Raw genomic sequence first — 23221 nt, forward strand, 5'->3', positions numbered from 1 at the left:
AACAGTGCTGTAGTCCTTATTAAGAATAAGTAAGCACGGAAAGAGCAATATAAAAAGAGACACTGCTTTTATTACCTTGGAGGTATATTCTCCCGTGAGGTTAAAAAAAAGATTGATCAAAACATGCTCTTACCTTTATAAAAAAGTTTGATTACATTAATATTTATTCCTTATTTAACTCATGCACCCGTTTAAGTATTTATCTATTTCCCTGTTATCCTTTAGGCCAATTGAATAAATTTTTTCTTGTTGGATATAATCTTCGGCCTACTTTCTTTTTCAGCTCTTCAATTTAAAAAACTTTATTGTTTTTTAAATGACTTTAATATATATCAAATAACTTTATTGTTCGTGAACATCTATTTCGTAAAAGTACAAAATAAGCAGCCTCCCGCCATATGGGAAGCTGCTTTCTTCATCTTTTTCCATTAAATCTCTGTATTGAAGCTCTCGACAGCCTGCCTCACATTGGCGAATGTCTTGATTGCTGAAAAATTGATGCCAGCCTCAACCGCAGCAAACGCCATTTCTGGACGGATTCCCGTCGCAATACACTCGATGCCAAGAAGGCGCAGGACATTGTAAAAATCATAAATATGCCTTGCGATTGTGGCATCAATGTTAACGATTCCCGAGAAATCAATGATGAGGCAGCGAAACTTGTGCTGGGCCACTTTCGGTATAGCATTTTCCATGATGTGAGTTGCTCTGTCGTGGTCCATACTTCCAACAAGCGGCAGGATCGCAAGGCCATTCTGGATTGGAACAACCGGAGCCGATAGTATATAGATTTCTTCCTTCGACTCGCGAAGCAGCTTTTCAGACAAGCGTTCAAACGCGAAGACAGTCTCATTCAAACTTAGGTCAAGAAGATAATTGACCCTTGTGATCATCCAGACCATATCGTCGACTGTAAGCTGGTGTTCTTTGCCAATCCTTGTCAAAAGTTTCGAAAAAACAATTCTTGTAGCAGGATAGCGAATCAGGACTTCAGAAACATTGCCGCCCTGAGAGGCTTCCCTCTCTCCATTAGCACGGCTCCACTGAATGAGTGTCGCTGGAGCTTCTTCCTCGCTTCCTTCAAGTAAATCGCCCAGAAAACCGAAAAATTCATTGTACACATTAATGGAGTTGTCAATTTCCTGTTGGGGTATTTCTATATGAAATCTGTCAAGAATGTTAGCAACAAGTTCAGAAGCTAATTCTTTTGAATTTGATGTCAAGTATTCCACAACTGCTTTTTTGCAATTCAACTATAATCCACACCCTTTTGTTTTGAAGTGATGTATGGCTTTATGCCTTAATATGGTCATGCAAGGCCTGCTGCAAATTCGCATATGTCGGGACATCGCTGAAATCAAGGCCAAGGTTTACGGAAGTCAAGGCAATGGCAGGACTGATGCCCGTGATCGATGCATGGATTCCAAGCATCGATAGCGCTTTGATCACCTGGAACAATTCATTGGCTACCATTGTATCGATAATCGGAACACCGGACAAGTCAACAATCAAATGTTCAAGCTTTAAAGTACTTGCCTGAAGGAGAGTTTTCTCACGAATTATTTTTGCCCTGTACGTATCCACATCCCCTACTAGCGGCAAAATTCCGATATTGCCATACACAGGGATGACCGGGCTGCTCATTTCGAGCATCATTTCACGTTGTGCCCGAGAGTTTTCATCATGGACTTTTTGGTAATGGACTGAAAACATTTCAATTATATCATCAAAAATAAAGTTGATTCTGTCTCCCCACTTACCCAATTCTTCGACGTTAACTGTGTTCATGGAAGAATATTGAACAACATAACCCCAGAAAATGGCCCTGAAGGTCTTGAAATTCCTCAGCACTTCCGCAAGGGATGCCTGATTGTTTGCACGTTTAGTTGAAGTTTCCCAGGCCCATTCTTTATAATCCTTCTCCCAAAGTAATCCGTCCGCCACGATTTTAATTAGCTTAAGGTTTTGTTCTTTTATATCTTCTGCAATATGGGGTGAAGCGTTCTTACCGTATATTAGGTTGGATTCCTTGCGTGTCTCGAACCATTTTGAAGTCATCTCTTCACTATGCTTAATTAAATACTCATTAAGCAATTTTGTTTTCTCCATCTATGCCAACCACCTTAATCTGCAATTCGTACAAATGATTTCATGTCTAATATTAATACAAGGGGTTGTTCATGTTCAATTTTCAAATCGTGTTTGCAGTGTTTTTTATTTTATACCGACCGTTATGGCCTTTTTTACAATAGGAACAGGTTATCTTTTTCTCCTGCAGGGGATTATAAGGATAAATGTCTTTTTCATTGACAGAAAATAATGAATGTCTTATTCTATTCAAGTCCGATAATACCGATAAAAATAGGAGGAATTTAATTTGAAAAAATTTCTGTGCCTCATTTCCCTGCTCCTCGCCTTTACACTTGCTGCTGCAGGTTGCGGCTCAAATGACAGTAAGAATCAAAAGCATGAAAACTCCAAGAATGGCAGCAAGGACTTACTTGCAGAGGTTGAAAAAGAAGGCAAACTTGTCATCGGGACAGAAGGAACCTATCCCCCATTTTCCTTCCATGATCAATCCGGAAAGCTGACTGGCTTTGATGTCGAAATAGCATCCGAAATTGCTAAGCGGATCGGCGTAAAGCCAGAATTCGTGGAGACGCAGTGGGATGCCATGTTTGCTGGCCTAGATTCAAAAAGATTTGATATGGTTGCCAACCAGGTCGGCATTCGTCCTGATCGTGAAGAAAAATACAGCTTTTCGAAGTCATATACTACTTCAACTGCTGTTCTTATAACAAGGACGGACAACCAGAAGATAAAAAGCTTTGACGATATCAAAGGGCTCAAATCTGCACAGTCCATGACAAGCAATTATGCTGAAATGGCAAAGAAAAACGGAGCAAACCTTGTCGGTGTCGAGGGCTTTAACCAGGCGATCGAACTTCTTCAGTCAAAGCGGGCTGATATCACAATCAATGACAACCTATCTTTCCTTGACTATAAAATGAAAAAGCCAGATGCAAACGTCAAGATTGTTGCAGAGAGTAAGGATGCATCAAAAAGTGGCCTCATGTTCCGTAAAAACACCGATCCGCTTGTCGACAAAGTAAATGGTGCACTTAACGATATGGTTAAGGACGGAACGTACGAAAAAATCTCACAGAAATGGTTTGGTGAAAATGTACTTAAATAGCATCACGATTGATCCCGACCGAATAGCCAGGCTTGCCGATATTGCAGGAAGTTCCCTTCAGCCTTTGCTGAAGGGGGCTATTTTTTACACAATTCCGCTTGCAATGATCACCTTTGCATGCGGGCTGATTCTGGCCGTCATCACTGCACTTGCAAGATTATCAGCAAAAAAAATCTGGCGAATGGCTGCGCGCTTCTATGTTTCTGCCATCAGAGGCACACCTTTGCTCGTACAGCTGTTTATCCTGTTTTATGGTTTACCGACAATCGGGGTTGTCATTGATCCATGGCCATCAGCCATTATTGGTTTTTCCCTTAATATCGGAGCCTATGGATCCGAAATCATCCGGGCAGCTATCCTCTCCATTCCGAAAGGACAGTGGGAAGCTGGGTATTCGATCGGATTGACATACAGACAGGCGCTTGTCAGAATCGTCCTGCCCCAGGCAGCAAGGGTATCATTGCCTCCCCTCTCCAACACTTTCATCAGCCTCGTCAAGGATACATCTCTTGCATCTTTGATCCTGGTCACAGAGATGTTCAGGAAGGCGCAGGAAATTGCGACAACTAATTATGAATTCCTCCTTCTGTATTCAGAAGCCGCCCTCATTTACTGGGTCATCTGTTTCTTTCTCTCGATTTTGCAAAGCAGACTTGAGAACAGGCTGGATCAGTACGTTTCTAGATAAATAATAGATTGGGGGAAAATGTGTTGATTTTCATTCAAAGACTTAAGAAATCATTCGGCGATAACAAAGTTTTGAAAGGAATTGATCTTGAAATAGAAAAGGGGCAGGTTGTCGTTCTCATTGGCCCTTCAGGGTCCGGCAAGACGACATTCCTCAGGTGCCTAAATGTGCTTGAGGTTCCTGATGAAGGGAAAATAGCGATTGGCGGGCAGACTATGGACTTTTCGAAAAAAGTGCACCCGAAAGCGATAGCCGAATTCAGGCGGCTGACTGGCATGGTATTTCAAGGGTATAATCTTTTTCCGCACATGACCTCGCTCGGAAATGTAATGGAAGGCCCCGTTACCGTGAAAAAGGAATCCAGGGAAGAAGCAGCTGCAAAAGCAGAATATTTTCTCGCCAAGGTCGGTCTCGGCGACAAACTTGAAGCATACCCTTTCCAGCTATCCGGCGGACAGCAGCAGCGTGTTGGCATTGCCAGGGCGCTGGCAATGGAGCCAAATGTCATGCTGTTCGACGAGCCTACTTCAGCGCTGGATCCCGAGCTTGTAGGTGATGTTCTGAAAGTGATGAAAGATTTGGCTGAGGAAGGCATGACAATGATTGTGGTGACACATGAAATGAGGTTTGCACGAGAGGTTGCCGATAAAGTCATTTTCATGGATGGCGGCGTTATTGTGGAGAGCGGAGCACCCGACAAACTATTCACAAAACCTGAAAAAGAGCGTACGAAACAGTTCCTCAGCATGATCCAATAAAGACAAAAAAAGCGTAAGCGCGAGTTTACCGAGTTCAAAAGTCGCTTGATAACAATAAAAGAGCATCACTGCGATGCTCTTTTTTACATGAATTAATAAGCAAAAGAAATAGAAACTAGGCTTAAGAAAGCAGAATCTATCATCCTTTCAACATTTGTACCGTACGCACGGATTGGTGCAATGTTAACAAAATACCATCCTGCTAAAATACACAGAAAAAGTAAGAATGTTGCAATCCAAAACTAAAGTTTCTCCCGAAAGGATACATGAGGTTTTCCGCAACTTTGTCGTGCTCTGATGAGCAGATAAACAAAAATTAAGGCTAACTCTGAGAGCGTGCTCCCGTGCTGCAAAAGTTTATAAATAGGAATACTTACCCTCCAACCTGAAAAACAGCTGAAAGAGCTGGTATCGTCTTGACCATATCGCCGCTAATATGTGTAAAAGAGTCCCAAAACGTATGTGTCAGCATTCCGAGTAAGGCGCAATAGAAAAAGACAATGGCTCAATTGATTATACTTACAGGCTGCTGGCTTCGTTTCATATCCTGCAGAAAAGATGGTAGATGTTTAGACAGTGCGTTGTCGATCACAAAAACATAAAGAAGGTGAAGCAACAGGCATAACGGCAGATCAACAAGAAAAATCCGGCAAATGCATGGCCGAATTCTCCAATGGGCGCCCATTCAGAAAATATTCAAAATCTGGTGACATACTTCTAAGCACCAGGGCTGTAAAATTAATATATTTACTTTTTCTTGAAAATGGCAGTACTGCCCGGGCGAGCTAATGTAAGCGACCCATTCACTCCTCGAACTTCACACTCTATTTTTAGCGTGGCGGCCTCCCAAGACCTCAATTTTTCGCTACATGTTTTTTCTTTTTTAAATAATGGCCAGCAAGTTCGTCCAATCGATGAAGCTGGAAGGCATAATCATAAATCGATGACCCTACCACGATCAGCCTGTGCTTCTCCTGCTCCTGATGATGTGACCCTTCAAGTACTCTTTCAAGAAGCCTATTCGTGTCCTCGAGTGCTTTGTTACTCCCTTCACTGTCTGTTTGTTTGGCCTTCCCTTCAATTTTCAACAGGATCATTTCATGATACATAATCAAATATTCAAGATGTCTGTCAAACAGTTGCCTCTCTATACCGTCCGGTTGGCTCTGAAAGAAGTGTTCCTCAACGATGGCAAGGAGGTGCGTCCCCCTACGAAGACAATCGAGCATTTGTTTAAAAACAATGATTTCACGTACATCCAGCCGCTTAAGTTTAGAAATCTTCTCTCTTTCTTCGTCCAAAATTTCATAAAGGCTTTCAAGCTTCTCGATCCCCTTTTTCAATTCCTTCCAGTCATTCTGGAAAGACCTTTCAGTCAGCTCGTTTGAAATGGCTGTTCGGAGGAGCAGTGACAGGGTGTTGAATGTTGAATTTGCCTGGTCTGCAAAGTTCTTTTTATAGTTAGGAGGAGAAATGACGATATTGACAAGAAAGGCAGACCCCATTCCGACGAGAACAATTAGAAATTTATGAGCAGCCGCTTCCACTCCCTCCAGGTCTGGGGCACTCATCATGACAAGCACTGTAACAAGCGTCAAGGAGATAGCATCTGCCATCCTGATTTTCAGGCAGACAAGAATGACCAGCACCATTACCAGGCCGATCACAATGGGGCTGTTGCCAAATACATATATCGATCCTATGGCAATCAATGCTCCGACTGTATTGGCCTGCACTTGTTCCAGTACCTGTTTCCAAGACCGGTAGATCGATGGCTGGATTGTGAAAGTTGCTGCAATCCCTGCGAACAATGGCGGTTCCAGTCCCAGCCATATGCTTATGTATAAGGCCAGCGTGACCGCAAGGCCTGTCTTTAATACCCTCGGACCAAGGGTTACCATGGCATAGCCTCCTATTCTAAGAGGTGCTGCCTCTTAAGGTTTAGGTTTTAAGATTTTGGGCTTTTTTATGAATCAGTTTGTTCAGTCTTGGCGCTAGCTGGAATAGAATTGTACCAATCAGCACGATGACAATAATATATATTCCGGCAAACACACTTAGTGCTCCTGCTGTAAGACCAGCAATGATGACCGAGAATTCGCCGGCTTTGTCAGTGACAAACCTGCGGCAAGCGAGTGAAAATGAGGCATCCCGTACCAGCGTCCACCTAAGCATCCTACAGCAACCTTATGGATCACGGACCATACAATCAGTGTAATTAACAGCCCGGGGTATGGTATGTTCACTGTTAACTGGACTTGTGTCCCAAAATTTAAAAAGAAAAAAGGAAAGAGGACATTCCGTAAAGGTAAAGCCACCTTTTCAATTTTTTCCTTCATGCTGATTTCGGAAAACATCAATCCTGCCAGAAATGCGCCTATTACTTCTGATAAGCCAAAGAGCACCGCGATACCTGCATAGCTAAGGGCAACACCTGCAATAAGCACAATGAATATATCGTCATTATTGATATCTTTTAAAATAGGCTCAGCTTTTTTCATTACTATTTTAGCAAAAAAGATAGCAAATGCAGCTATTAATAGTATTTTGACAAAAATTAAGCCAAAATCGGCGAAGGTAAACCCCTTCCCTGAAACCCCGATCAAAGCCGTGACAAGTATCGGAGCTATCAAATGTTCAAAAATCAAAATCAGCAGCAGAAATTCCGATTCCTTGTTTTCAGTCCTGTTCTTATCTTCTAGCAGTTTGGCGGTAATTGAGGAACTCGTTGCATAGACAATTCCTCCTAATATGAAGGATGAAATCTAGTCCAAACCGAACAGCCGGCTGATCACCATCGTGACTCCAATACCAAGAAGCACATCGAAAAGACCCGCTTTCCATACCTTGCTCCCATTCTTTTGGAGACGCTTCACAGAAAACTCCATTTCAAGTACGAAAAAAAGCAAAACCAATTTCCCCGGCAGTCTCGAGCACTTTATTGTCATAGAAAACCTGCGATAAGGCCAAACTAAGTAATATGTAAAGTAAAATTTCCGGTACATTGATATTTCTCATCCCAATGAACCCAACAATAAATGGGATAAACAAAAACAGGCCCGCTACAAGTAAAAGATTCAACGTCAACATCCTTTTCTATATATGTCGTCCAGTATTATAGATCCATTCACCGAGTTCGTTCGCATCTCCTTACTGTCTATTTCCCGGCAGAACTGGCCCTATTCTTGTACCCATTTCAGCTTCAAGGAATGCAGAGTATGCATCAATTTAAACTAATGAAAGAAAATATGTTAAAATAAGTAGAGAGTTTTTCGCTGTTATTCATTGACTTATAAGGGGGAAAAAAATGAATCAAACACAACAAGAAGCTGTAAATCGAATCAAGCACAAGGGATTACCAAAGTTAAAACTGGCAAAACGGATTTTCTTCATTGTTTTGGGTGCAGTACTGATGGGGATAGGAATCGAAGAGTTCCTTGTACCAAACAAGATCCTTGACGGAGGAATTGTTGGAATTTCCATCATCCTCTCACATTTAACCGGCTTCCGCCTCGGGTTATTCATCTTCATTCTCAACATTCCTTTCTTCTTTATTGGATATAAGCAGATAGGCAAAACATTTTCGTTATCCACACTTTTGGGAATTGCCGTGCTTTCCATTACTACCTCCCTTTTGCATGAGGTTCCTTCATTGACGGACGATTTGCTCCTAGCAACAGTGTTTGGCGGGATTACTCTTGGGACTGGCGTCGGCATTGTCATCCGCTACGGCGGATCTCTTGACGGAACAGAAATCATGGCCATTTTGGCAAACAAGAAATTGCCTTTTTCTGTCGGTGAATTCATTATGTTCTTCAATATCTTCATTTTTGGGATTGCTGGTTTTGTGTTTGGATGGGACCGGGCAATGTACTCGTTTATAGCGTATTTTATCGCTTTCAAGACGATTGACATTGTCATCATGGGTCTTGACGAGTCAAAATCCGCCTGGATCATCAGTGACAAGCATGAGGAAATAGGCGATGCCATCCTTGCCCGCCTAGGACGCGGTGTAACGTTTTTAAAAGGAGAAGGAGCCTATACGGGAGATGACAAAAAAGTGATTTTTTGCGTCATTACACGTTTGGAGGAAGCGAAACTGAAGTCCATAGTCGAGGAGCAGGATGATACTGCCTTCCTTGCTGTAGCCAGTATTTCCGAGGTTCGGGGCGGACGCTTTAAAAAACGCGATATCCATTAACCTCTTTTACTTTACAGCAGAATTTTTCGGGCTCCCAGCTGCTTTCCGAATCGCGGTTAAAAGCTTTTCTGGATCCCTGGTTTTCTGCCTTTGGCAATCCCCACCAATCTTCTGTAATAGCAATCTTTTATGAATTTTAATTATTTACCTAAACACTTTGACAACCTTCTTAATATAAGTTAGTTTAAAATTAGCTTTTTCTAAAGGGGTGTTTTGTTTGAACAAAGATATTATTAAATTTTTAAGAAAAAGCTATAATATGAACCAGCGTGATTTTGCCAAACTCTTAAATGTCAGCTTTGCTCTGATTGCCTTAGTTGAAGTCGGAAAGCGCAGAGTGACTTCCAACCTTGAGAGCAAAGTGAAGGACGCTTTTGACCTTGATGAGAACCAGATGCAGTCGATTACAGCAATTGTAAAAGGCATCAGTGAAGGAGTACCGCCATTCTTTTGAGTGGAATGGTGCTTTTTTTATTTTCACTAAAAAAACCGCTGGAAAACACCCCCTAATTATGTATTCTTGTTTTCCTGCTAGAATAGGATATAAAAAGGAGGCGATTATGAGGCTATTAAAACTGTTGGTTTTACTGATTATATTGGCGGGAAGCGGGGCTGCCATCTGGATGTACTACCCTTATTACCAAATCAGCACGCTAAAAAAACAAACATCGGCCCATTCACAGGACGGCAGTATGTCTTCTTATATAGATCATTTTAAAGAATCTGATACGGAACAACTCCATCTGCTGGCACTTGGTGACTCGGTGATCGCCGGATATGGGGCAAGCGAAGCTGACAGCCTGGTTGGCAAATTTGCAGACGGCCTTGCCCGGCAAACTAGCAAGACAGTTGTATCTAAAAATGAAGGAATCAACGGCCTGACAAGTGAACGATTGAACAGTCTCATCCAGAGCGGTGTCATAAATGATGAGATCAGCAGTGCGAATATCATTATGATCAACGTCGGCGGAAATGATATCCTGCGTGCGGCCCGAGATTCCGATTTTGGCAGTGCAATCAAGACCTTTGACAGGCTGCAGTCGGACTTTACTGAAAACCTTGCGGGGATTACTGAGGGAATTCGTTATTTGAACCCCAATGCCACCATCATTTTCCTTGAATTATACAATCCTCTTCCGACAGACCATTCCTTTTACTCACTGTCAGACAAATTGCTCCCTAAATGGAATGTCCATCTATACAAGGCTGCCCAGCAATTTGATTACGCTGTTGTGGTGCATACAACTAAAGTCATTCACAGCAGCAAGCCTGACCACCTGTCTCCAGACGGCGTACATCCAAGCCTTGATGGATATGAAGCCATTTCACAACAGGCACTTGAGCAATTCGCCAGCGAACCGTGGAGTGAAGGAAAATAGGTATCATAAAAAAAAAATGCCGGGATTAAAACCTCTGGCATTTTTTATGAAAATCAGCACCAATTTATGTTAAAATTAGACTGCCAGTTTTAAGTAATCGCAAAATGAAAGGGATGGTTAAATGTTCAAAAAAATGGCTTCAGACATGCTTGGGTTAAGCGATGTAGGCAGCGTTATCACGCCTGCCGATTATAACAAAGTGGATGCTGATGACTATTTAATGAATGAGGATGGTGAAAAAATTTACTTCCTCATCAAATCCAAAACAGACGAGTATTGCTTTACGAACAAAGCGCTCATCCACCTTGACGGTACAAGTGCTGTGAGCAAGAAGCGGACGCTGAACCGCTATAGCTACAGCGAGTACAAAATTACAAACGTCTCACTCGAAACAGCAGGGACAGTCGATTTGGATGTTGAAATTAAGTTTGTTATCGGTTCAGTCCCATTCTCGATTGATGTACATAAAAAATTCATTGAAGAACTAAAGGATCTGTATAAATCTTTGATTAAAATTGCTGAGATTTCAAGGGAAAACGAATTCGCCCTCGACTACGCGCATCAAAGCCTGAATTTAGCCTCATCAGCAATGGGACGAGTCAGTTCCAAAGAAGAAAGCGTAGCAGCAAACTTTAACAGCATCAATGAATCGGCCTTCCAGTGGCTGATGGAAAAGCGAGAGCAATTCCACATTAAAGATTTTGGCTTTGTTTTCGAAAAGTATATCAACAACTAATCATAAATCGAAATGAAGTCCGGACAGGCGGCCGGACTTTTTTTAAGGGGAATTCTACACTGGTTTTGTTGATGGGCAAGATTTATATTTTTCCACTTTGAGCAATTTATTTTCCTGGGAACAAAAGTTTCGTTATTACTTTTTCAAAGGTGTAAGCAAGGATGTTGGCAGGTATCCCTCTTCCCCGCTTTCTGTCTTCACTTTTGTCCGCCTAATGTCCCTTTTCTCGATTGTCACTTTCGTATCCTTGCTGATTTTCTTGACTTTATCTGCTTTTTCGATTTTATCGACACCTATTAAGTCATTGACTTCAATCAGCTGGTAAACCTCATCATATGCTTCCGGCGTTAGCGCCAGGTAAGCCTCTTTTTGTGTGGTTGCCTTTTCGCCTTTTTGAAGCGTCTTATCCTTCGCTTTTTTTTCACTCTCTTTATAAGTATCTTTCAAGTTTTGGATGACTCCTGGGGTTTTTTCCTTCACATCTCCAGCCACTTGCTTGGCTTTGTCCTGAACTTTCTTTGCGGCTTGTTCTGTTTTCTGTGCAGCCTTGTCAGTTTCCTTAGAGACCTCTTCGCTATTACACCCTGCTGCAAACAGCAAGGGAATTGCCACGGCAAAAGCAATCCGTTTATTCGGCATTATTTCCCCTCCTTCTGAATTTGTTTACTGTACTGTTTCCCTCTACCGTAGTGCGTTGAAACATAAAAGCAGGCTCCGTTTCCCTGGAAGCCTGCTTTCCTCTCTATTAATAAAGTAAATATTTCTCTCTGATTTGTTTAAAATCTACCAATTCAGCTTCCCATTGAAGCTTCATTTCCTCTACACTTCTTCCATTCTCGATCCCTTCTCTGATCCAGCCATTTCCGGCCAGGAGGTCAAAGAAGGAAATCCCCCGGCTGTCCTCTGCCCTAAACTGAAAATGATCCGGATAAAGGTCATGAATAGTCTTTACGATATAAAGACCTGTTTCAAAAGGCTGAAATGCTGACCTGTCAATAACGTGGATTTGGATGCCGTGCGACAGCACGCCTGAATGCTTTGAAAAAGCTGGAATGAAAGACGCAGGGCGGAACCTTACCCCCGGCAGATTTTTCTCATTCAATTCAGCGGTCAGCTTATCTGAATCAATGAAAGGTGCTCCAATCAATTCAAAAGGCTTGGTAGTACCCCGCCCTTCCGAAATATTTGTGCCTTCGATTAAAGCAGCACCCGGATAAACAAGTGCGGTTTCTGGTGTCGGCATATTAGGGGAAGCAGGGATGAATTCGAGCGGAGTATCCTTCCATTCCATCTTCCGTTTCCATCCATCCATTTCAACTACCGTCAAATCAGCGCCAATTCCAAACTCTTCGTTAAAAAGAGTGGCCAGTTCGCCCGCGGTCATGCCGTGGCGCAAAGGAATGGGATAGTTGCCGACAAATGAAATATATTTAGGATCAAGAACCGGACCCTCTACTTTTGTTCCGCCTAAGGGATTTGGGCGATCAAGAACAACAAACGGAATATTGTTTTCCTTTGCTGCCTCCATTGCGTAGGCCATCGTGTAAATATACGTATAAAATCTTGCACCGACATCCTGGATATCAAAAAGGAGCACATCCACATTTTTCAGCATCTCGGGAGTTGGTTTCTTTGTCTTTCCGTAAAGACTGTAAACAGGAAGCCCCGTCTTTTCATCCATATAAAACTCCACATACTGCCCTGCCTGGGCGCTTCCCCTTACGCCATGTTCCGGTCCGTACAACGCTGTAAGCTGAATATCCGGGTCGTTATATAATCGGTCGACTATGCTCGTCAATTGCTGGTCCGTACCGGTAGGGTTCGTAATAAGACCCACTCTTTTTCCTTTTACCAAATCTTTTTGGCTGTTAAGCAAAACCTCTGCACCAAGTGCAAGTTTCTTCTTCCCTTTTGCCTTGTCCTCACCATTATTGCCGGCAAGCACTGCTGTCAATGATGATAATAGCAATACCGCAGTCAGGATCATAGTTAACGTTTTTTTCATGGATACAGCTCCTGTCTGTTAAATTTTCATCAGTAGCTTAGCCCGTGGCCAAAAGGATACAAAATTGTTCCATCCACAGCCGGAATCGTGACCGGCAGCTTCCCAGACGGAGAAAATTCACCAAAGATCGCCCCAGCACTTGCCTCGAAGCTTGCCGTTCTGAATCCGTACTGTGCAAGATAGGCATCTACTGCCGGATAGGCCATGATATCATATGGGTTTCTTATGGCGACACCAATCACAGGGCCATTTGAAATTTCTGCTATCTCCCTTACCATTTTCATCTGTGGGCTGTCGGGTGAACGGCCTGCAACATTAAACGTATAGGTTCCTGCAATTACCGCTTTTGCATGCCTAATCCACTCTCTCTGCTCATCTGTCAGCACATAGCTTGATGTAGCAATAAGATGGATATTGGCATGCCGCTTCTTTACTGCCTTTGCCATATCGCTAATGTACGTATTCCCAACGACTACCACTTCATCATCATCGTCAAGCTTCAATGGAAGAGCATTCTCATTTCTAGCCACCGTGATCGATTTTTCTGCCGCCTCTTTTTCAACACTTTTATGCTGCGGGGACCCGACAATACGAAGGGCTTCTGATACTGTTTCCTCTACCGGCTGCGGAGTTTCCTGCTTCAAGATGCCTCTTTTTATTTTAAGTGTGAGCACCCTTGATACCGAGCGGTCAATACGGTCCTCCGAGATCTCGCCTGATTCTGCTGCTTTCAATAAACCTTCGGCTACTTCTTCCAGCCTAACTGGCATAAGGACAATATCGGTTCCCGCTTTTACCGCTCTTACTGCGGCGTCCACTGCGCCAAAATGGTCTGCAATCGCCTTCATATTCATGGCATCTGTAGTAATGACACCTTCATATCCCATGTCTTCCCGCATCAACTCTGTCAAAACCTTATACGAAAGCGTTGCAGGAACGGCTATTTCCTCACCCGTTTTTTTCGAAATGGCCTTTGTGCTGTCTATCTTTGGAAAAGTCACATGGGCGGTCATAATCGCGTCAATTCCAGCTTCCATTGCTTTTTGGAACGGATAGAGCTCTACTTTTTTCAACCTGTCCCGGTCGTGGGGCACTTCTGGAAGGCCAAGATGTGAATCAACTGCAGTATCCCCGTGGCCCGGAAAATGTTTGGCCGTTGCGGCCACTCCTGCGTCCTGCAGCCCTTTCGTATAGGCCACCCCAAGGCTGCCTACCAGTTCTGGATTTTCGCCAAATGACCGGACACCAATGACCGGGTTGTCAGGGTTATTGTTGATATCCATCACTGGTGCAAAATTGGTGTTGATACCAAGCGCTGCAAGCTCTTCTCCAATACTATTACCAACGCTCCATGCAAGCTCTGGAGACCTGGCTGCGCCGAGAGCCATATTTCCAGGCATATCCGTCCCTGACTGAAGTCTCGTTACGATGCCTCCCTCCTGGTCAATCGACATCAATAGCCCGAAGTTTTCCGAAGCTTCGTTGTACTGTGAAACCAGGCGGGCCGTTTGTTCCGTCGTTACGACATTTTCACGGAAAAGAATTACTCCGCCGAGATGGTATTTTTTAACGAGTTGTTCGATTTCAGGATTTAATTCTGTGACATTCATCCCTTTCCATGTCCTAAAGTCCGGCATGAGCATCTGGCCGATTTTGTGCTCGAGCGGCATCTTCGAAACGGCACGCTGAATCAGCTGGTACCGCTCCCCCCTTTGCTTCACTATGAATGGTTTTGCACCTTTCTTCCCTGGAACTGTTTTAAAATCCAACGCAATACGGTCTGTAAAAACACCGTCCGTTACAGTGATAAAAGTCCTGCCTCTTTTTCCATTGAAAACAACATTCCCTTCACCATCGACTTCCGCGACATTACTGTTGGTGGACTGCCATATAAGATTCTGTCCAGCCTCCATGAATGTCCCGTTGGTATAAGCGCGAATTGCTTTCAATCGAAATTTCCCATCTTTAACTCCTGTTTCTGCTTCGGGAATGTTTTGGAAAATCACCAAATCGCTTTTTTCATTCATCGGACGAGATTCCGCCTTCCCCACCGGCGCAATAAAAAATAATTGCGACAATGCCAGCATGAGTACAAGCGGAAGCGCTGCATAGCCAGTTCTTTTTTTCATAGTCTCTCCTCCTTGAATCCAATCTTTGTTTTAATACTCTCTTTGCTTCCAATCCTCCCCTGTGAATTTGGGCACCGTGAATTTTCCGCCTTCTTCCTTTAGGAGCATATGATCCAAGTACCAGCCGCGCCCATTGGCGGAGCTGTCTGTTTTGTAATTAAAACGAATATGCTTCGTGTTTGCCGGAATAGGAATCTTGATATTTTCCCAACCGATGCTAGAGCCTGTTAACATATAAGATGCTCCAGTCCATTTTTCTCCATCCTCAGAGACTTCAACTGCTCCAAAATCAGCCTGTGCCTCCATTCGGTACCATGTATCAAAAGACAGGACCGCAGGCTTTTGAAGCGAGACACTTGCTGTCAATGTGCGAGCCAACCTATCTCCATAACCTGAAAACCATGCCGTGCCTTTGTCAGGGATGGAAACAGGAATAGAATCAGCTACCTTACGGGCAAAATCCCGCCTTGCAATGTTAGTGGAGACAGTCTTCCTTGTAGGGTGCAACCTGTTTGTCAATAGAATGGCAATTGTATCATTATTCCGGTTAACGACAATGGAGGTTCCAGTATAACCTGTATGGCCAAGTGTGCTACCTTCGGACAAGGCATCCATGAACCAGCTTTGCCCAAGTTCCCAGCCAAGGCCGTGGTCATTGCCCGGAAACTCAGGAATTTGGTTTCTGACAAGCATTCGAACCGTTTCACTTTCCAAAATTCGCACACTGCCGTAACGGCCGTCATTGAGGTACATATGTGCAAGCTTTGCTAAGTCTCCTGCAGTTGAGAACACGCCGGCATGGCCTGCGACACCATCCATTGCCCATGCATTTTCATCATGCACCTCTCCCCGGACGATGCCTCTGTTTGTCCATGGCTGGTATTCCGTTGCGACAACTCTGTCTTTTAACGATTCAGGGGGATTATACATGGTGTCGTTCATTTTGAGGGGTTCCGTGATCTGTTCTTTTACAAACACATCCTGCCTTACTCCTGAAAATAACTCAATCAAAGCTCCGAGAGTGATCATATTCAAGTCACTATAAGTGTATGTGCTTCCGGGGTGGTTCTTTAATGGCTCCTTAAAGACAATTCCCATCCTGTCTTCGCGGTTTTTTCCCATTGTATAGAGGGAAATCCAGGCAGGAAAACCCGATGTATGGGTCAGCAGCTGCCTGATTGTAACGTTTTCTTTTCCATTTTGGGCAAATTCGGGGATATACTTTGCTACAGGATCATCTAGTTTGAAGAATCCCTGGTCGTAGAGTTTCATAATGGCTGTAGTAGTGAAGATTTTACTAATTGAGGCGAGGTCGAAGATGGTATCATGCTGCATTTTAACAGGAGTGGCACTTTCCTTCATTTGGTCATCCTCATATTTATAGGCATAACCATAAGCATCTTGTTTTACGATATTGCCTCGACGCGCTACAAATACGACTGCACCTGGCATGACGCCGTCAGAAATGAATTTGTCCATGCTGCCGTCGATTTCATCTAACGAGCCTTGAACCATTCCAGCTCCGCGAGCCGAACCTCTATGAAGGATTGGAGATGAAGGACCCGGCTTATCCCAGGAAAAACTTAGGTGTGCCTCCATGCCTTTAAATTTTTTCTCATGCTTTTCAATTGACGGCAGCTGAGCAGCCGTCGATTGAAAAACAACCCCAAAGCTCATTACAGTCAACAAAGCGATAGAAAGCGGCTTATTTTTCATAACTCCTCCTCTTTATGCACCTTAATTTTTGAAAATTCTTACATTCCTATATTTTAAGCGTAAGGCCATTTGTTTACGATGTCCATAACCCTTAAGGCCCAAGCTTCCAAGGAAATGATAGGAAATAAGTTTCCTTTAAACCGCTATTTTGACAGCCAATACTAACTATTTTTAAAAAACTTTCCATAAAACTAAAAAAAACTCCAAAAATATCTTGAAATATTTTTTTCCTCGGATTATAATAAATGAGTCGTTAAAAACAACTCACAATCATGTCTCAGTAGCTCAGTAGGATAGAGCAACAGTTTCCTAAACTGTAGGTCGGAGGTTCGAATCCTCTCTGGGACGCTAAAAAAAACCTTGAGAAATCAAGGTTTTTTCTTTTTATCAGCAAAGAATTTCAATGCTAATAAAGTATTTTGGGAGTGAATTGGGAGTGGATTTTAAAACAAGAGGTTTTTGAGTTAAAAATCACTGCCAATAGAGTAACCGCCCCCGGTCATCCACAATATTATTCTTTCCTCCTAAGACGGCCACATATATTTGAATTTTAGAGTACCATAAATCTTTACATACCTACCTACTTTATAACTGATTCTGTATATGATTTGCATGTTAATTAAACTTCATGATGACCGTCACCAGGTTTTTTCTATACAACTGCGCAACAAATCCAAAGTATAATCTGATATCGCTTCATACACTTGAGTCACATAACACTATTTATCATTCGCTTTGTAATTAAGAAATAGTTGTTTTATATCAGCCCTACTCCTGACATTACTAGTCATTATTTTGCTTCTTTGAATAAAATTTTTTACCCTTACTAAATTTAAATTACAGAATATTATTATTCTTAACTTGAGAAAAAATCTATACCTGTCATCAATAGTTTTATTAAATTGTAGCCTAATGAAAATTAATTCATAACTTGCAATAACCGCTAATAAGTAGGCATAAAAAATAAACATCAATGATAAAGTAGGTGGTAATAACAACTCATTAATTAAATCAGGAATAATGATCTTATCAGTATTTGAAACAAGTGTTTTAATTGAATGAGATAGGATTATTAGACCTAAGCCAACTAATATAAAGTTAAAAATATTTTTCAGTATCTTGCCGTTTTTGTTTTGGAAATCGGGCATAGTGTCAACGATTGCTATTAATAACGAAGTGAAAATAGCAATAAAAACAACAATGACTTCCCAAATAAAAGAAAAGCTATATAAATTTGATATGAACTGAACGACAATTATAACTTTAATATTATCTTTAATAAGGTTAACAAAATACTGTGAATCCTTAGCTTTATCTACAGCTCTAAAAGATAGTAGTATGCCAACAAAAAGAAACCAAAAAATTGTTTCTTTCAATAATGAAACTTTCCAAAAACCAATTTGAAATAAAACAAATACCATCCCAAATACATAAAGAACCATGCTAATGTACCAAAGAATTAATTTCCTATTAAACATAGTCTTTATAAGACTTTGCAATTGTTTTCTCACACTACTAATAGACAAAGCAAAAATAATAAAGATAATAGTCCAAAAACCAATAGCCAATTCTCTATTGTTAAAAACTTTACCAATATTTATATTACTTAGTAGAATTATTGATTTCAAATTATATATTTCTTTTGACTTATTAAGAATCGATTCAATTATATCTTTGGTAGTAAAGTAATAGAAATATAAACTTATATTTATAAATACTGAAATTATTAATACAATTGTCTGTATTATAATTAAATACTTTATTTTGTTTTTCGGCTTTTTTACTTCCACCATTATCATCCACTCATTTTTTAATACAGCAATTTCAGTTAAAGTCTGCTTTCACGTATTTGTCTTAAGTCCTTATATGGGTTCGCTCGAACTATTGTTCGTGAATACTTTTTTATTGATGAACCTAATTCTTACATAAAAATTGTACCATACAAAAATTTGGATATCGCAAAATTATTATAAACGATTTAAATGTACTGAGGATCTTCATAATTCAACAATCAAGCCCGTTTGTTGAATTAATCACCTATTAAAAAAGTGACTTCTGTACTTTAAGTAAATTTTCACAAAGTCATCTGACATATAGTTATATATTACGCAGTAAGAGTCTAATACGAAATAAGAGTTACTCCACAATATGGCCCGATTTTGGAATTAGGGATGCGGTAAAATTCTCCTCCTCCACTAAACCGACGGTTATTGAGGCATTTCAAGAAAATAAGCGTTAATTCTAAAAAAAGCGTTAATCCTTCCTGAATTCGCACCCGTTTTGTTGAACAAGAAACTGAGTACACAATTATTTAAGTAGCGTTTTTAAGACTGCTTCAATATCATCTTTTAAATTATTCTTTGATAAATCATATAAAGTACCAGAACCCTTAAAATATCCACCAAAGTAATACCATAAGTCAATTGCATATGCATAAAAATCATCATCGAATTTTGGACCATCATAATCTATTGCTATTTGGGAATGATACTCTTTTTCTAGACAGTTTTCAGAAGCCAAGCCTTCTATTTCATCTCCATCTATATCCCTACATACCCAAATTCTTAGGTTCTGTTTTCCTTGGCTTTCAAATCTATTAGCATATATTCTTTGAAGAACTATACTGCATTCTTCTCCCAATGTCTCTAATTTAACTATATTACTTTTTAACTCCTCGTTTATTTCACTTTCTGGAACAAACAAATACCCATCATCAAACTCATTCTGCTCTTCATTTTTAAATAGCCTTCTTAATCTTTCAAGCAAGTTTTCCCCCCCCATCTACAGGAAACATTATATAAGTTTTCGGCTTTAGTCTTAAGCTAACCTACCCCGTTAACCTGCTTACTTTAGTTGAACAACAAAAAAGGTAGTCTTTAGACAGCCCTGTTCTGCAAACGCACTCGTTACTTCTATTTATACTTTACTATAAATACCAATTCCTTTTGTGAAATCTTACCCGTTAGTCGAATGAAGAAAGCGATGCTCACTTTAAACATCTCAGCTGTTTGTTAAAGAAGAAGTTTATTTACCACTAAACGGAATAACTAATCCTACCTTTAGTTTAACAAGAAAATCCACAAAGAACATTAACAGAGCCGATATCAAAAACGTTACTTATTCACAGATGCTCTGTTATTAAATCCTATATTTTCCCTTTGCATTAAACCCGATACTATTTTATGTGCATTATAGGAAAGGTCCCTTTTTACTTAAAAAAGTAGTCATATTTCAAATATCTGTGTAAAATTACCTATAGGAGGGAAAATAATGAAAATACTTAAATCTTTACTAGTCTCATTGTTGTTTTTGGCATCGGTTTCAATTACGCCAACTGCTGCTGCAACACAAGATTTAAAAGTCCATTTTATCAATGTTGGACAGGGTGATGCTATCTACATAAAAACAGCAAAAGGAGATGACATATTAATTGACGCCGGCAACCGAGATGGAAACGATGTAGTTTCTTATCTAAAAAGCCAAAAAGTTAATGATATTGAGGTAATGATCGCAACTCATCCAGATGCCGATCACATGGGTGGATTGGATGAAATCCTTAAATCATTTAAAGTTAAATCTATTTATGCTCCAAAAGTTAGCCATACTACACAGGTTTATAAAGATTTCCTTACTGCTGTAAAAGATGAAGGTGTAAAAATTAAAACAGCAACAAAAGGTGTTTCAATACCTCTAAAAGGTGTTACAGCTAATTTTGTTGGACCAGTTAGAAGCTATAGTAATAGTGATTTGAATAATTGGAGTGCCGTTTTACGCTTAACTTATGGTAAAAAGGCTTTCTTATTTACTGGTGATGCAGAAACTACATCTGAAAATGACATGATTAAATCAAAACAACTATTAACGGCTGATGTGATTAAAATTGGCCACCATGGTGCAAAAACGTCTACCAGTTCTGCTTTTTTAAAAACCGTAAAGCCCAAATATGCTGTACTTAGCGTTGGTAAAAACAGCTACGGACATCCAACATCTGATGTGTTAAACCGACTGAAATCAAACAAAGTAAATGTTTTTAGAACTGATAAACAAGGTACTATTATTGCATCAACTAATGGAACTAACTTAGTATTTAATACTAAGCCTGCCATTCCTGGTACAGTTACTGCGACTACACCTGCTACCTATAAGCTAACAGCTAGTTTAGATAATAGAACTCCTAAGCAATACTCCACTATTAATCTAACTGTTAAAGGGCTTCCTAGTGGGACAAAGTATAAAGCAGTTTTTCGTTATAAAAGTAAAAACACAACATATTCAGGATCTATGGGGAAAAAACTGCCGGTTAAAATTAGCAGAGCAGCAAAAGGATTTACTGTAAAGGTGGATGTATCAGCATCGTATAAAGGAAAATCCTATAAAACACTGACTTCTTTTACTCCAAAATGAGGGTGATTTTATGAAGGGAATAATTGATCGATTTGAAGGTAATATAGTAGTCGTCGAGATTGACGGAAAAACTAAGGACTTTCCGAAAGACATTTTTCCGAAAAATGCAGCTGCAGGGGATGTAGTAAGCATAAGCGGGACCGAAGTAATAATACTCAATGAAGAAACTAAGAATCTACGAAAAGAAATAGAAGACCTTATGGATGATGTATGGGAAGATTAAAAAAGGGCCCTTCTCAAATGAGAAGGGCTATATTCCATATTTATAAAAAAATTTGATCATTTCCTATCTATGTTGCTCCACAATCGCGCCCGATTGCTGAGGATCAGAACTACATATTGTTATAAGAAATAGATTAGTCCTTCTTGTACTAAAGCACCCGTTCGTAATATAAGGTTAGCCAGATTTTTCTGGTTGACCTTTTTGTTTATGGTCTTATTATTACGGTAGTCGGGGTAGAACGTCGCACCCGTGGAACTCGATTCCGTCAGCTAAACTGTTCACCCCCTACTTGTATAAACATGTTTCAGGCTGGTTGGGACCATGATCCCGTTTAACAAGCGAACCTATGACATTACAAGGAGCATTAGGGGTTATCGACTAATTTGTATTTCTAGGAGGAGGAGAAAATTAATGAATCCAGTAATTGGTCTGGATGTATCAAAAGGAGAAAGTCAGGTTCAAGCATTTTTAGATAGAGGTAAACCATATCGTAAGAGTTTTAGTATTACTCACGATCTTAAAGGATTAGGATGTTTTTTAGAGTTCCTTCAAGATGTTGAAAAGGCAGCTGATGGCCATCAACCTTCGGTTGTTTTAGAATCAACTGGTCATTATCATATTCCCGTTATTCAGTTTTTAGAGGAACAAAATTATGTTTATATTATCGTCAATCCTCTAATCTCTCATAGAGCCAAGAGCTCAAGTCTACGAAAGGTAAAAACTGATGCAATTGATGCTTATCACCTTTGTGAATTGTTTTATAAAGAAGAGCTAGAGCCTTACAAGAAGCGTGGAGTACAACTATTAAACCTTCGTAATCTGACAAGACAACAAGAGAGTATTGCAGAAATATCAGCTAAGACAAAGATGCAGCTTCATTCTTTAATTGACCAGGTTTTTCCTGAATATCGAGGGGTGTATGGAAGCCTCTATTCAAAAGTATCTTTGCTTACTTTACTAGCTTTTCCTACTTCTAAGGCTGTATTAAGTGTGTGTGAAAAAGAGTTAACGGATAAAATAGCTTCATTATGTACGAGTCGTTCGGAGTCTTGGGCAAAGGAAAAGGCACAGAAGTTAAGAGAAGCAGCCCTTCGTGATCCTTTTCAGAACAATCTCTACGATAGTCATATTTTTAACCTTGAAATCTTGGTTAAGATTGTTCTTCAATACCAAGAGCATCTATCCAATATTGCGGATGAAATAGATGCCCTAGCTAGTGAAATTGAAGAATATGAAATCCTTCAATCTATCCCTGGAGTTGGAGAAAAAATCGCTGCAACGATTATTTCTGAAATCGGAGAGATAGATCGGTTTAATGATGCCAAGAAGTTAGTTGCATTCGCTGGAATAGATCCTAGCGTGTACTCTTCTGGAAAGTTTACTGCATCGGTAAACCGAATAACCAAACGTGGCTCGTGTAGGCTTCGCCACGCCTTGTATATGGCTGTTCAAAGTGGTATTCGGGATTCTCGTAAAAAGAAGACGACTGACGAGATCATTCCACGCAATAGAAGACTACGAGAGTTTTACGATAAGAAACGAGAAGAAGGAAAACCCTTTAGAGTAGCCATCATTGCTTGTGTAAATAAACTCTTACATTGGATATATGCCTTACTAAAAAGCAGAACAACTTTCCAAGATATAGCTTAGGACCTATATCTAACTAAAAACAACAAAACCTTCCAATTACTAAATAACGGAAGGTTATTTGGCATGAACATTTTTAGTATATCATGAGGTTATTAAACTTTTTATTGAAAAATGTTGACAAACTATTAGCTGGTTT

22 protein-coding genes, 1 tRNA gene and 1 pseudogene are annotated in these 23221 nt (G+C 40.6%); 11 read left to right on the top strand and 13 right to left on the bottom strand.

Going from position 1 to position 23221, the window contains the following annotated elements:
• Nucleotides 1–428: 428 nt before the first annotated feature.
• Together D1970_RS21430 and D1970_RS21435 are read right to left on the bottom strand one after the other, a co-directional pair.
• Nucleotides 429–1253 carry an STAS domain-containing protein gene (locus tag D1970_RS21430; protein ID WP_119114881.1) on the bottom strand — a complete coding sequence of 275 codons (825 nt, stop codon included), beginning with the start codon at nucleotides 1251–1253 and terminating at the stop codon, nucleotides 429–431.
• Nucleotides 1254–1293: 40 nt separating this feature from the next.
• Nucleotides 1294–2109, bottom strand: a complete 816-nt coding sequence (locus D1970_RS21435) for an STAS domain-containing protein (protein WP_119114882.1) — start codon at nucleotides 2107–2109, stop codon at nucleotides 1294–1296.
• Nucleotides 2110–2377: 268 nt separating this feature from the next.
• On the opposite strand from D1970_RS21435, the gene D1970_RS21440 reads away from it, so the two are divergent.
• From D1970_RS21440 to D1970_RS21450, 3 genes are read left to right on the top strand one after another with little or no spacing between them, the layout of a single operon-like run.
• On the top strand, nucleotides 2378–3196 hold the full coding sequence (locus D1970_RS21440; RefSeq protein ID WP_119114883.1) for an amino acid ABC transporter substrate-binding protein: 819 nt from the start codon (nucleotides 2378–2380) through the stop codon (nucleotides 3194–3196).
• On the top strand, nucleotides 3183–3884 hold the full coding sequence (locus D1970_RS21445) for an amino acid ABC transporter permease (protein ID WP_181213493.1): 702 nt from the start codon (nucleotides 3183–3185) through the stop codon (nucleotides 3882–3884). Before D1970_RS21440 ends, D1970_RS21445 begins: the two co-directional genes overlap by 14 nt.
• Before the next feature lie 23 nt (nucleotides 3885–3907).
• Nucleotides 3908–4642 (top strand): amino acid ABC transporter ATP-binding protein, encoded by a 735-nt coding sequence (locus D1970_RS21450; protein WP_119114885.1) that lies wholly within the window; start codon nucleotides 3908–3910, stop codon nucleotides 4640–4642.
• 373 nt (nucleotides 4643–5015) lie between these two features.
• Here D1970_RS21450 and D1970_RS22655 read toward each other — a convergent pair whose 3' ends face one another.
• The 5 genes from D1970_RS22655 to D1970_RS23225 all read right to left on the bottom strand — a co-directional run bounded on the left by D1970_RS22655 (nucleotide 5016) and on the right by D1970_RS23225 (nucleotide 7551).
• Nucleotides 5016–5114, bottom strand: coding sequence for a DUF4184 family protein (locus D1970_RS22655; RefSeq protein ID WP_209796974.1), 99 nt, complete (start codon nucleotides 5112–5114; stop codon nucleotides 5016–5018).
• Between the two features lie 160 nt (nucleotides 5115–5274).
• Nucleotides 5275–5412 (bottom strand): DUF4184 family protein, encoded by a 138-nt coding sequence (locus D1970_RS23215; RefSeq protein ID WP_374978573.1) that lies wholly within the window; start codon nucleotides 5410–5412, stop codon nucleotides 5275–5277.
• 84 nt (nucleotides 5413–5496) lie between these two features.
• Nucleotides 5497–6543 carry an FUSC family protein gene (locus D1970_RS21460; protein WP_119114886.1) on the bottom strand — a complete coding sequence of 349 codons (1047 nt, stop codon included), beginning with the start codon at nucleotides 6541–6543 and terminating at the stop codon, nucleotides 5497–5499.
• 156 nt (nucleotides 6544–6699) lie between these two features.
• A complete protein-coding gene (locus D1970_RS23220; protein ID WP_310648632.1) occupies nucleotides 6700–7407 on the bottom strand; it encodes a cation:proton antiporter in 708 nt (235 codons plus the stop codon).
• Entirely contained in the window at nucleotides 7408–7551 is a 144-nt protein-coding gene (locus D1970_RS23225; RefSeq protein WP_246370355.1) for a hypothetical protein, read from the bottom strand. It abuts the gene before it with no gap.
• A gap of 398 nt (nucleotides 7552–7949) precedes the next feature.
• Here D1970_RS23225 and D1970_RS21470 point away from each other — a divergent pair, with 398 nt between their 5' ends.
• From D1970_RS21470 to D1970_RS21485, 4 genes are all read left to right on the top strand, one after another.
• Complete coding sequence (locus D1970_RS21470; RefSeq protein WP_119114887.1) at nucleotides 7950–8843, top strand: YitT family protein; 894 nt, start codon at nucleotides 7950–7952, stop codon at nucleotides 8841–8843.
• A gap of 217 nt (nucleotides 8844–9060) precedes the next feature.
• Entirely contained in the window at nucleotides 9061–9297 is a 237-nt protein-coding gene (locus tag D1970_RS21475; RefSeq protein ID WP_119114888.1) for a helix-turn-helix domain-containing protein, read from the top strand.
• A 106-nt stretch (nucleotides 9298–9403) separates the two neighbouring features.
• A complete protein-coding gene (locus D1970_RS21480) occupies nucleotides 9404–10222 on the top strand; it encodes a GDSL-type esterase/lipase family protein (protein WP_181213494.1) in 819 nt (272 codons plus the stop codon).
• 121 nt (nucleotides 10223–10343) lie between these two features.
• On the top strand, nucleotides 10344–10958 hold the full coding sequence (locus D1970_RS21485) for a PH domain-containing protein (RefSeq protein WP_119114890.1): 615 nt from the start codon (nucleotides 10344–10346) through the stop codon (nucleotides 10956–10958).
• Nucleotides 10959–11093: 135 nt separating this feature from the next.
• Here the strand turns inward: D1970_RS21485 and D1970_RS21490 are convergent, their stop codons facing one another.
• From D1970_RS21490 to D1970_RS21505, 4 genes are all read right to left on the bottom strand, one after another.
• The gene (locus tag D1970_RS21490; protein ID WP_119114891.1) at nucleotides 11094–11597 is read right to left on the bottom strand and encodes a hypothetical protein; all 504 of its coding nucleotides are present in this window, start codon (nucleotides 11595–11597) and stop codon (nucleotides 11094–11096) included.
• Between the two features lie 106 nt (nucleotides 11598–11703).
• Nucleotides 11704–12963: an exo-beta-N-acetylmuramidase NamZ family protein gene (locus D1970_RS21495; RefSeq protein ID WP_119114892.1), complete on the bottom strand. Its 1260-nt coding sequence runs from the start codon at nucleotides 12961–12963 to the stop codon at nucleotides 11704–11706.
• Nucleotides 12964–12992: 29 nt separating this feature from the next.
• Nucleotides 12993–15092 carry a glycoside hydrolase family 3 protein gene (locus tag D1970_RS21500; protein ID WP_246370356.1) on the bottom strand — a complete coding sequence of 700 codons (2100 nt, stop codon included), beginning with the start codon at nucleotides 15090–15092 and terminating at the stop codon, nucleotides 12993–12995.
• Nucleotides 15093–15122: 30 nt separating this feature from the next.
• Nucleotides 15123–16808, bottom strand: coding sequence for a serine hydrolase domain-containing protein (locus D1970_RS21505; protein ID WP_119114893.1), 1686 nt, complete (start codon nucleotides 16806–16808; stop codon nucleotides 15123–15125).
• Between the two features lie 274 nt (nucleotides 16809–17082).
• Between D1970_RS21505 and D1970_RS21510 the strand changes: the two genes are divergently transcribed.
• Nucleotides 17083–17156: transfer RNA gene (locus D1970_RS21510), tRNA-Arg, on the top strand.
• Between the two features lie 371 nt (nucleotides 17157–17527).
• Here D1970_RS21510 and D1970_RS21515 read toward each other — a convergent pair.
• Both D1970_RS21515 and D1970_RS21520 read right to left on the bottom strand, forming a co-directional pair.
• Entirely contained in the window at nucleotides 17528–18601 is a 1074-nt protein-coding gene (locus D1970_RS21515; protein ID WP_119114894.1) for a hypothetical protein, read from the bottom strand.
• Nucleotides 18602–19115: 514 nt separating this feature from the next.
• Nucleotides 19116–19574 (bottom strand): hypothetical protein, encoded by a 459-nt coding sequence (locus tag D1970_RS21520; RefSeq protein WP_119114895.1) that lies wholly within the window; start codon nucleotides 19572–19574, stop codon nucleotides 19116–19118.
• 504 nt (nucleotides 19575–20078) lie between these two features.
• On the opposite strand from D1970_RS21520, the pseudogene D1970_RS21525 reads away from it, so the two are divergent.
• The 3 genes and pseudogenes from D1970_RS21525 to D1970_RS21535 all read left to right on the top strand — a co-directional run.
• Nucleotides 20079–20903, top strand: a pseudogene (locus D1970_RS21525) (ComEC/Rec2 family competence protein); the annotation flags it as partial.
• Between the two features lie 319 nt (nucleotides 20904–21222).
• Complete coding sequence (locus D1970_RS21530) at nucleotides 21223–21435, top strand: DUF3006 domain-containing protein (RefSeq protein ID WP_119114897.1); 213 nt, start codon at nucleotides 21223–21225, stop codon at nucleotides 21433–21435.
• A gap of 411 nt (nucleotides 21436–21846) precedes the next feature.
• Entirely contained in the window at nucleotides 21847–23085 is a 1239-nt protein-coding gene (locus D1970_RS21535) for an IS110 family RNA-guided transposase (RefSeq protein WP_119114898.1), read from the top strand.
• The last annotated feature ends 136 nt before the right edge of the window (nucleotides 23086–23221 follow it).

This window comes from Mesobacillus zeae, assembly GCF_003570705.1.
GTDB lineage: Bacteria > Bacillota > Bacilli > Bacillales > Cytobacillaceae > Mesobacillus_C > Mesobacillus_C zeae.

Excerpts from the sequence above, each read along its gene's own strand:
- D1970_RS21435 (WP_119114882.1), bottom strand. The coding sequence starts at position 2,109 with ATGGAGAAAACAAAATTGCTTAATGAGTATTTAATTAAGCATAGTGAA.
- D1970_RS21445 (WP_181213493.1), top strand. The coding sequence starts at position 3,183 with ATGTACTTAAATAGCATCACGATTGATCCCGACCGAATAGCCAGGCTT.
- D1970_RS22655 (WP_209796974.1), bottom strand. The coding sequence starts at position 5,114 with ATGCTGACACATACGTTTTGGGACTCTTTTACACATATTAGCGGCGAT.
- D1970_RS21460 (WP_119114886.1), bottom strand. The coding sequence starts at position 6,543 with ATGGTAACCCTTGGTCCGAGGGTATTAAAGACAGGCCTTGCGGTCACG.
- D1970_RS21470 (WP_119114887.1), top strand. The coding sequence starts at position 7,950 with ATGAATCAAACACAACAAGAAGCTGTAAATCGAATCAAGCACAAGGGA.
- D1970_RS21480 (WP_181213494.1), top strand. The coding sequence starts at position 9,404 with ATGAGGCTATTAAAACTGTTGGTTTTACTGATTATATTGGCGGGAAGC.
- D1970_RS21485 (WP_119114890.1), top strand. The coding sequence starts at position 10,344 with ATGTTCAAAAAAATGGCTTCAGACATGCTTGGGTTAAGCGATGTAGGC.
- D1970_RS21490 (WP_119114891.1), bottom strand. The coding sequence starts at position 11,597 with ATGCCGAATAAACGGATTGCTTTTGCCGTGGCAATTCCCTTGCTGTTT.
- D1970_RS21495 (WP_119114892.1), bottom strand. The coding sequence starts at position 12,963 with ATGAAAAAAACGTTAACTATGATCCTGACTGCGGTATTGCTATTATCA.
- D1970_RS21500 (WP_246370356.1), bottom strand. The coding sequence starts at position 15,092 with ATGAAAAAAAGAACTGGCTATGCAGCGCTTCCGCTTGTACTCATGCTG.
- D1970_RS21505 (WP_119114893.1), bottom strand. The coding sequence starts at position 16,808 with ATGAAAAATAAGCCGCTTTCTATCGCTTTGTTGACTGTAATGAGCTTT.
- D1970_RS21515 (WP_119114894.1), bottom strand. The coding sequence starts at position 18,601 with ATGGTGGAAGTAAAAAAGCCGAAAAACAAAATAAAGTATTTAATTATA.
- D1970_RS21530 (WP_119114897.1), top strand. The coding sequence starts at position 21,223 with ATGAAGGGAATAATTGATCGATTTGAAGGTAATATAGTAGTCGTCGAG.
- D1970_RS21535 (WP_119114898.1), top strand. The coding sequence starts at position 21,847 with ATGAATCCAGTAATTGGTCTGGATGTATCAAAAGGAGAAAGTCAGGTT.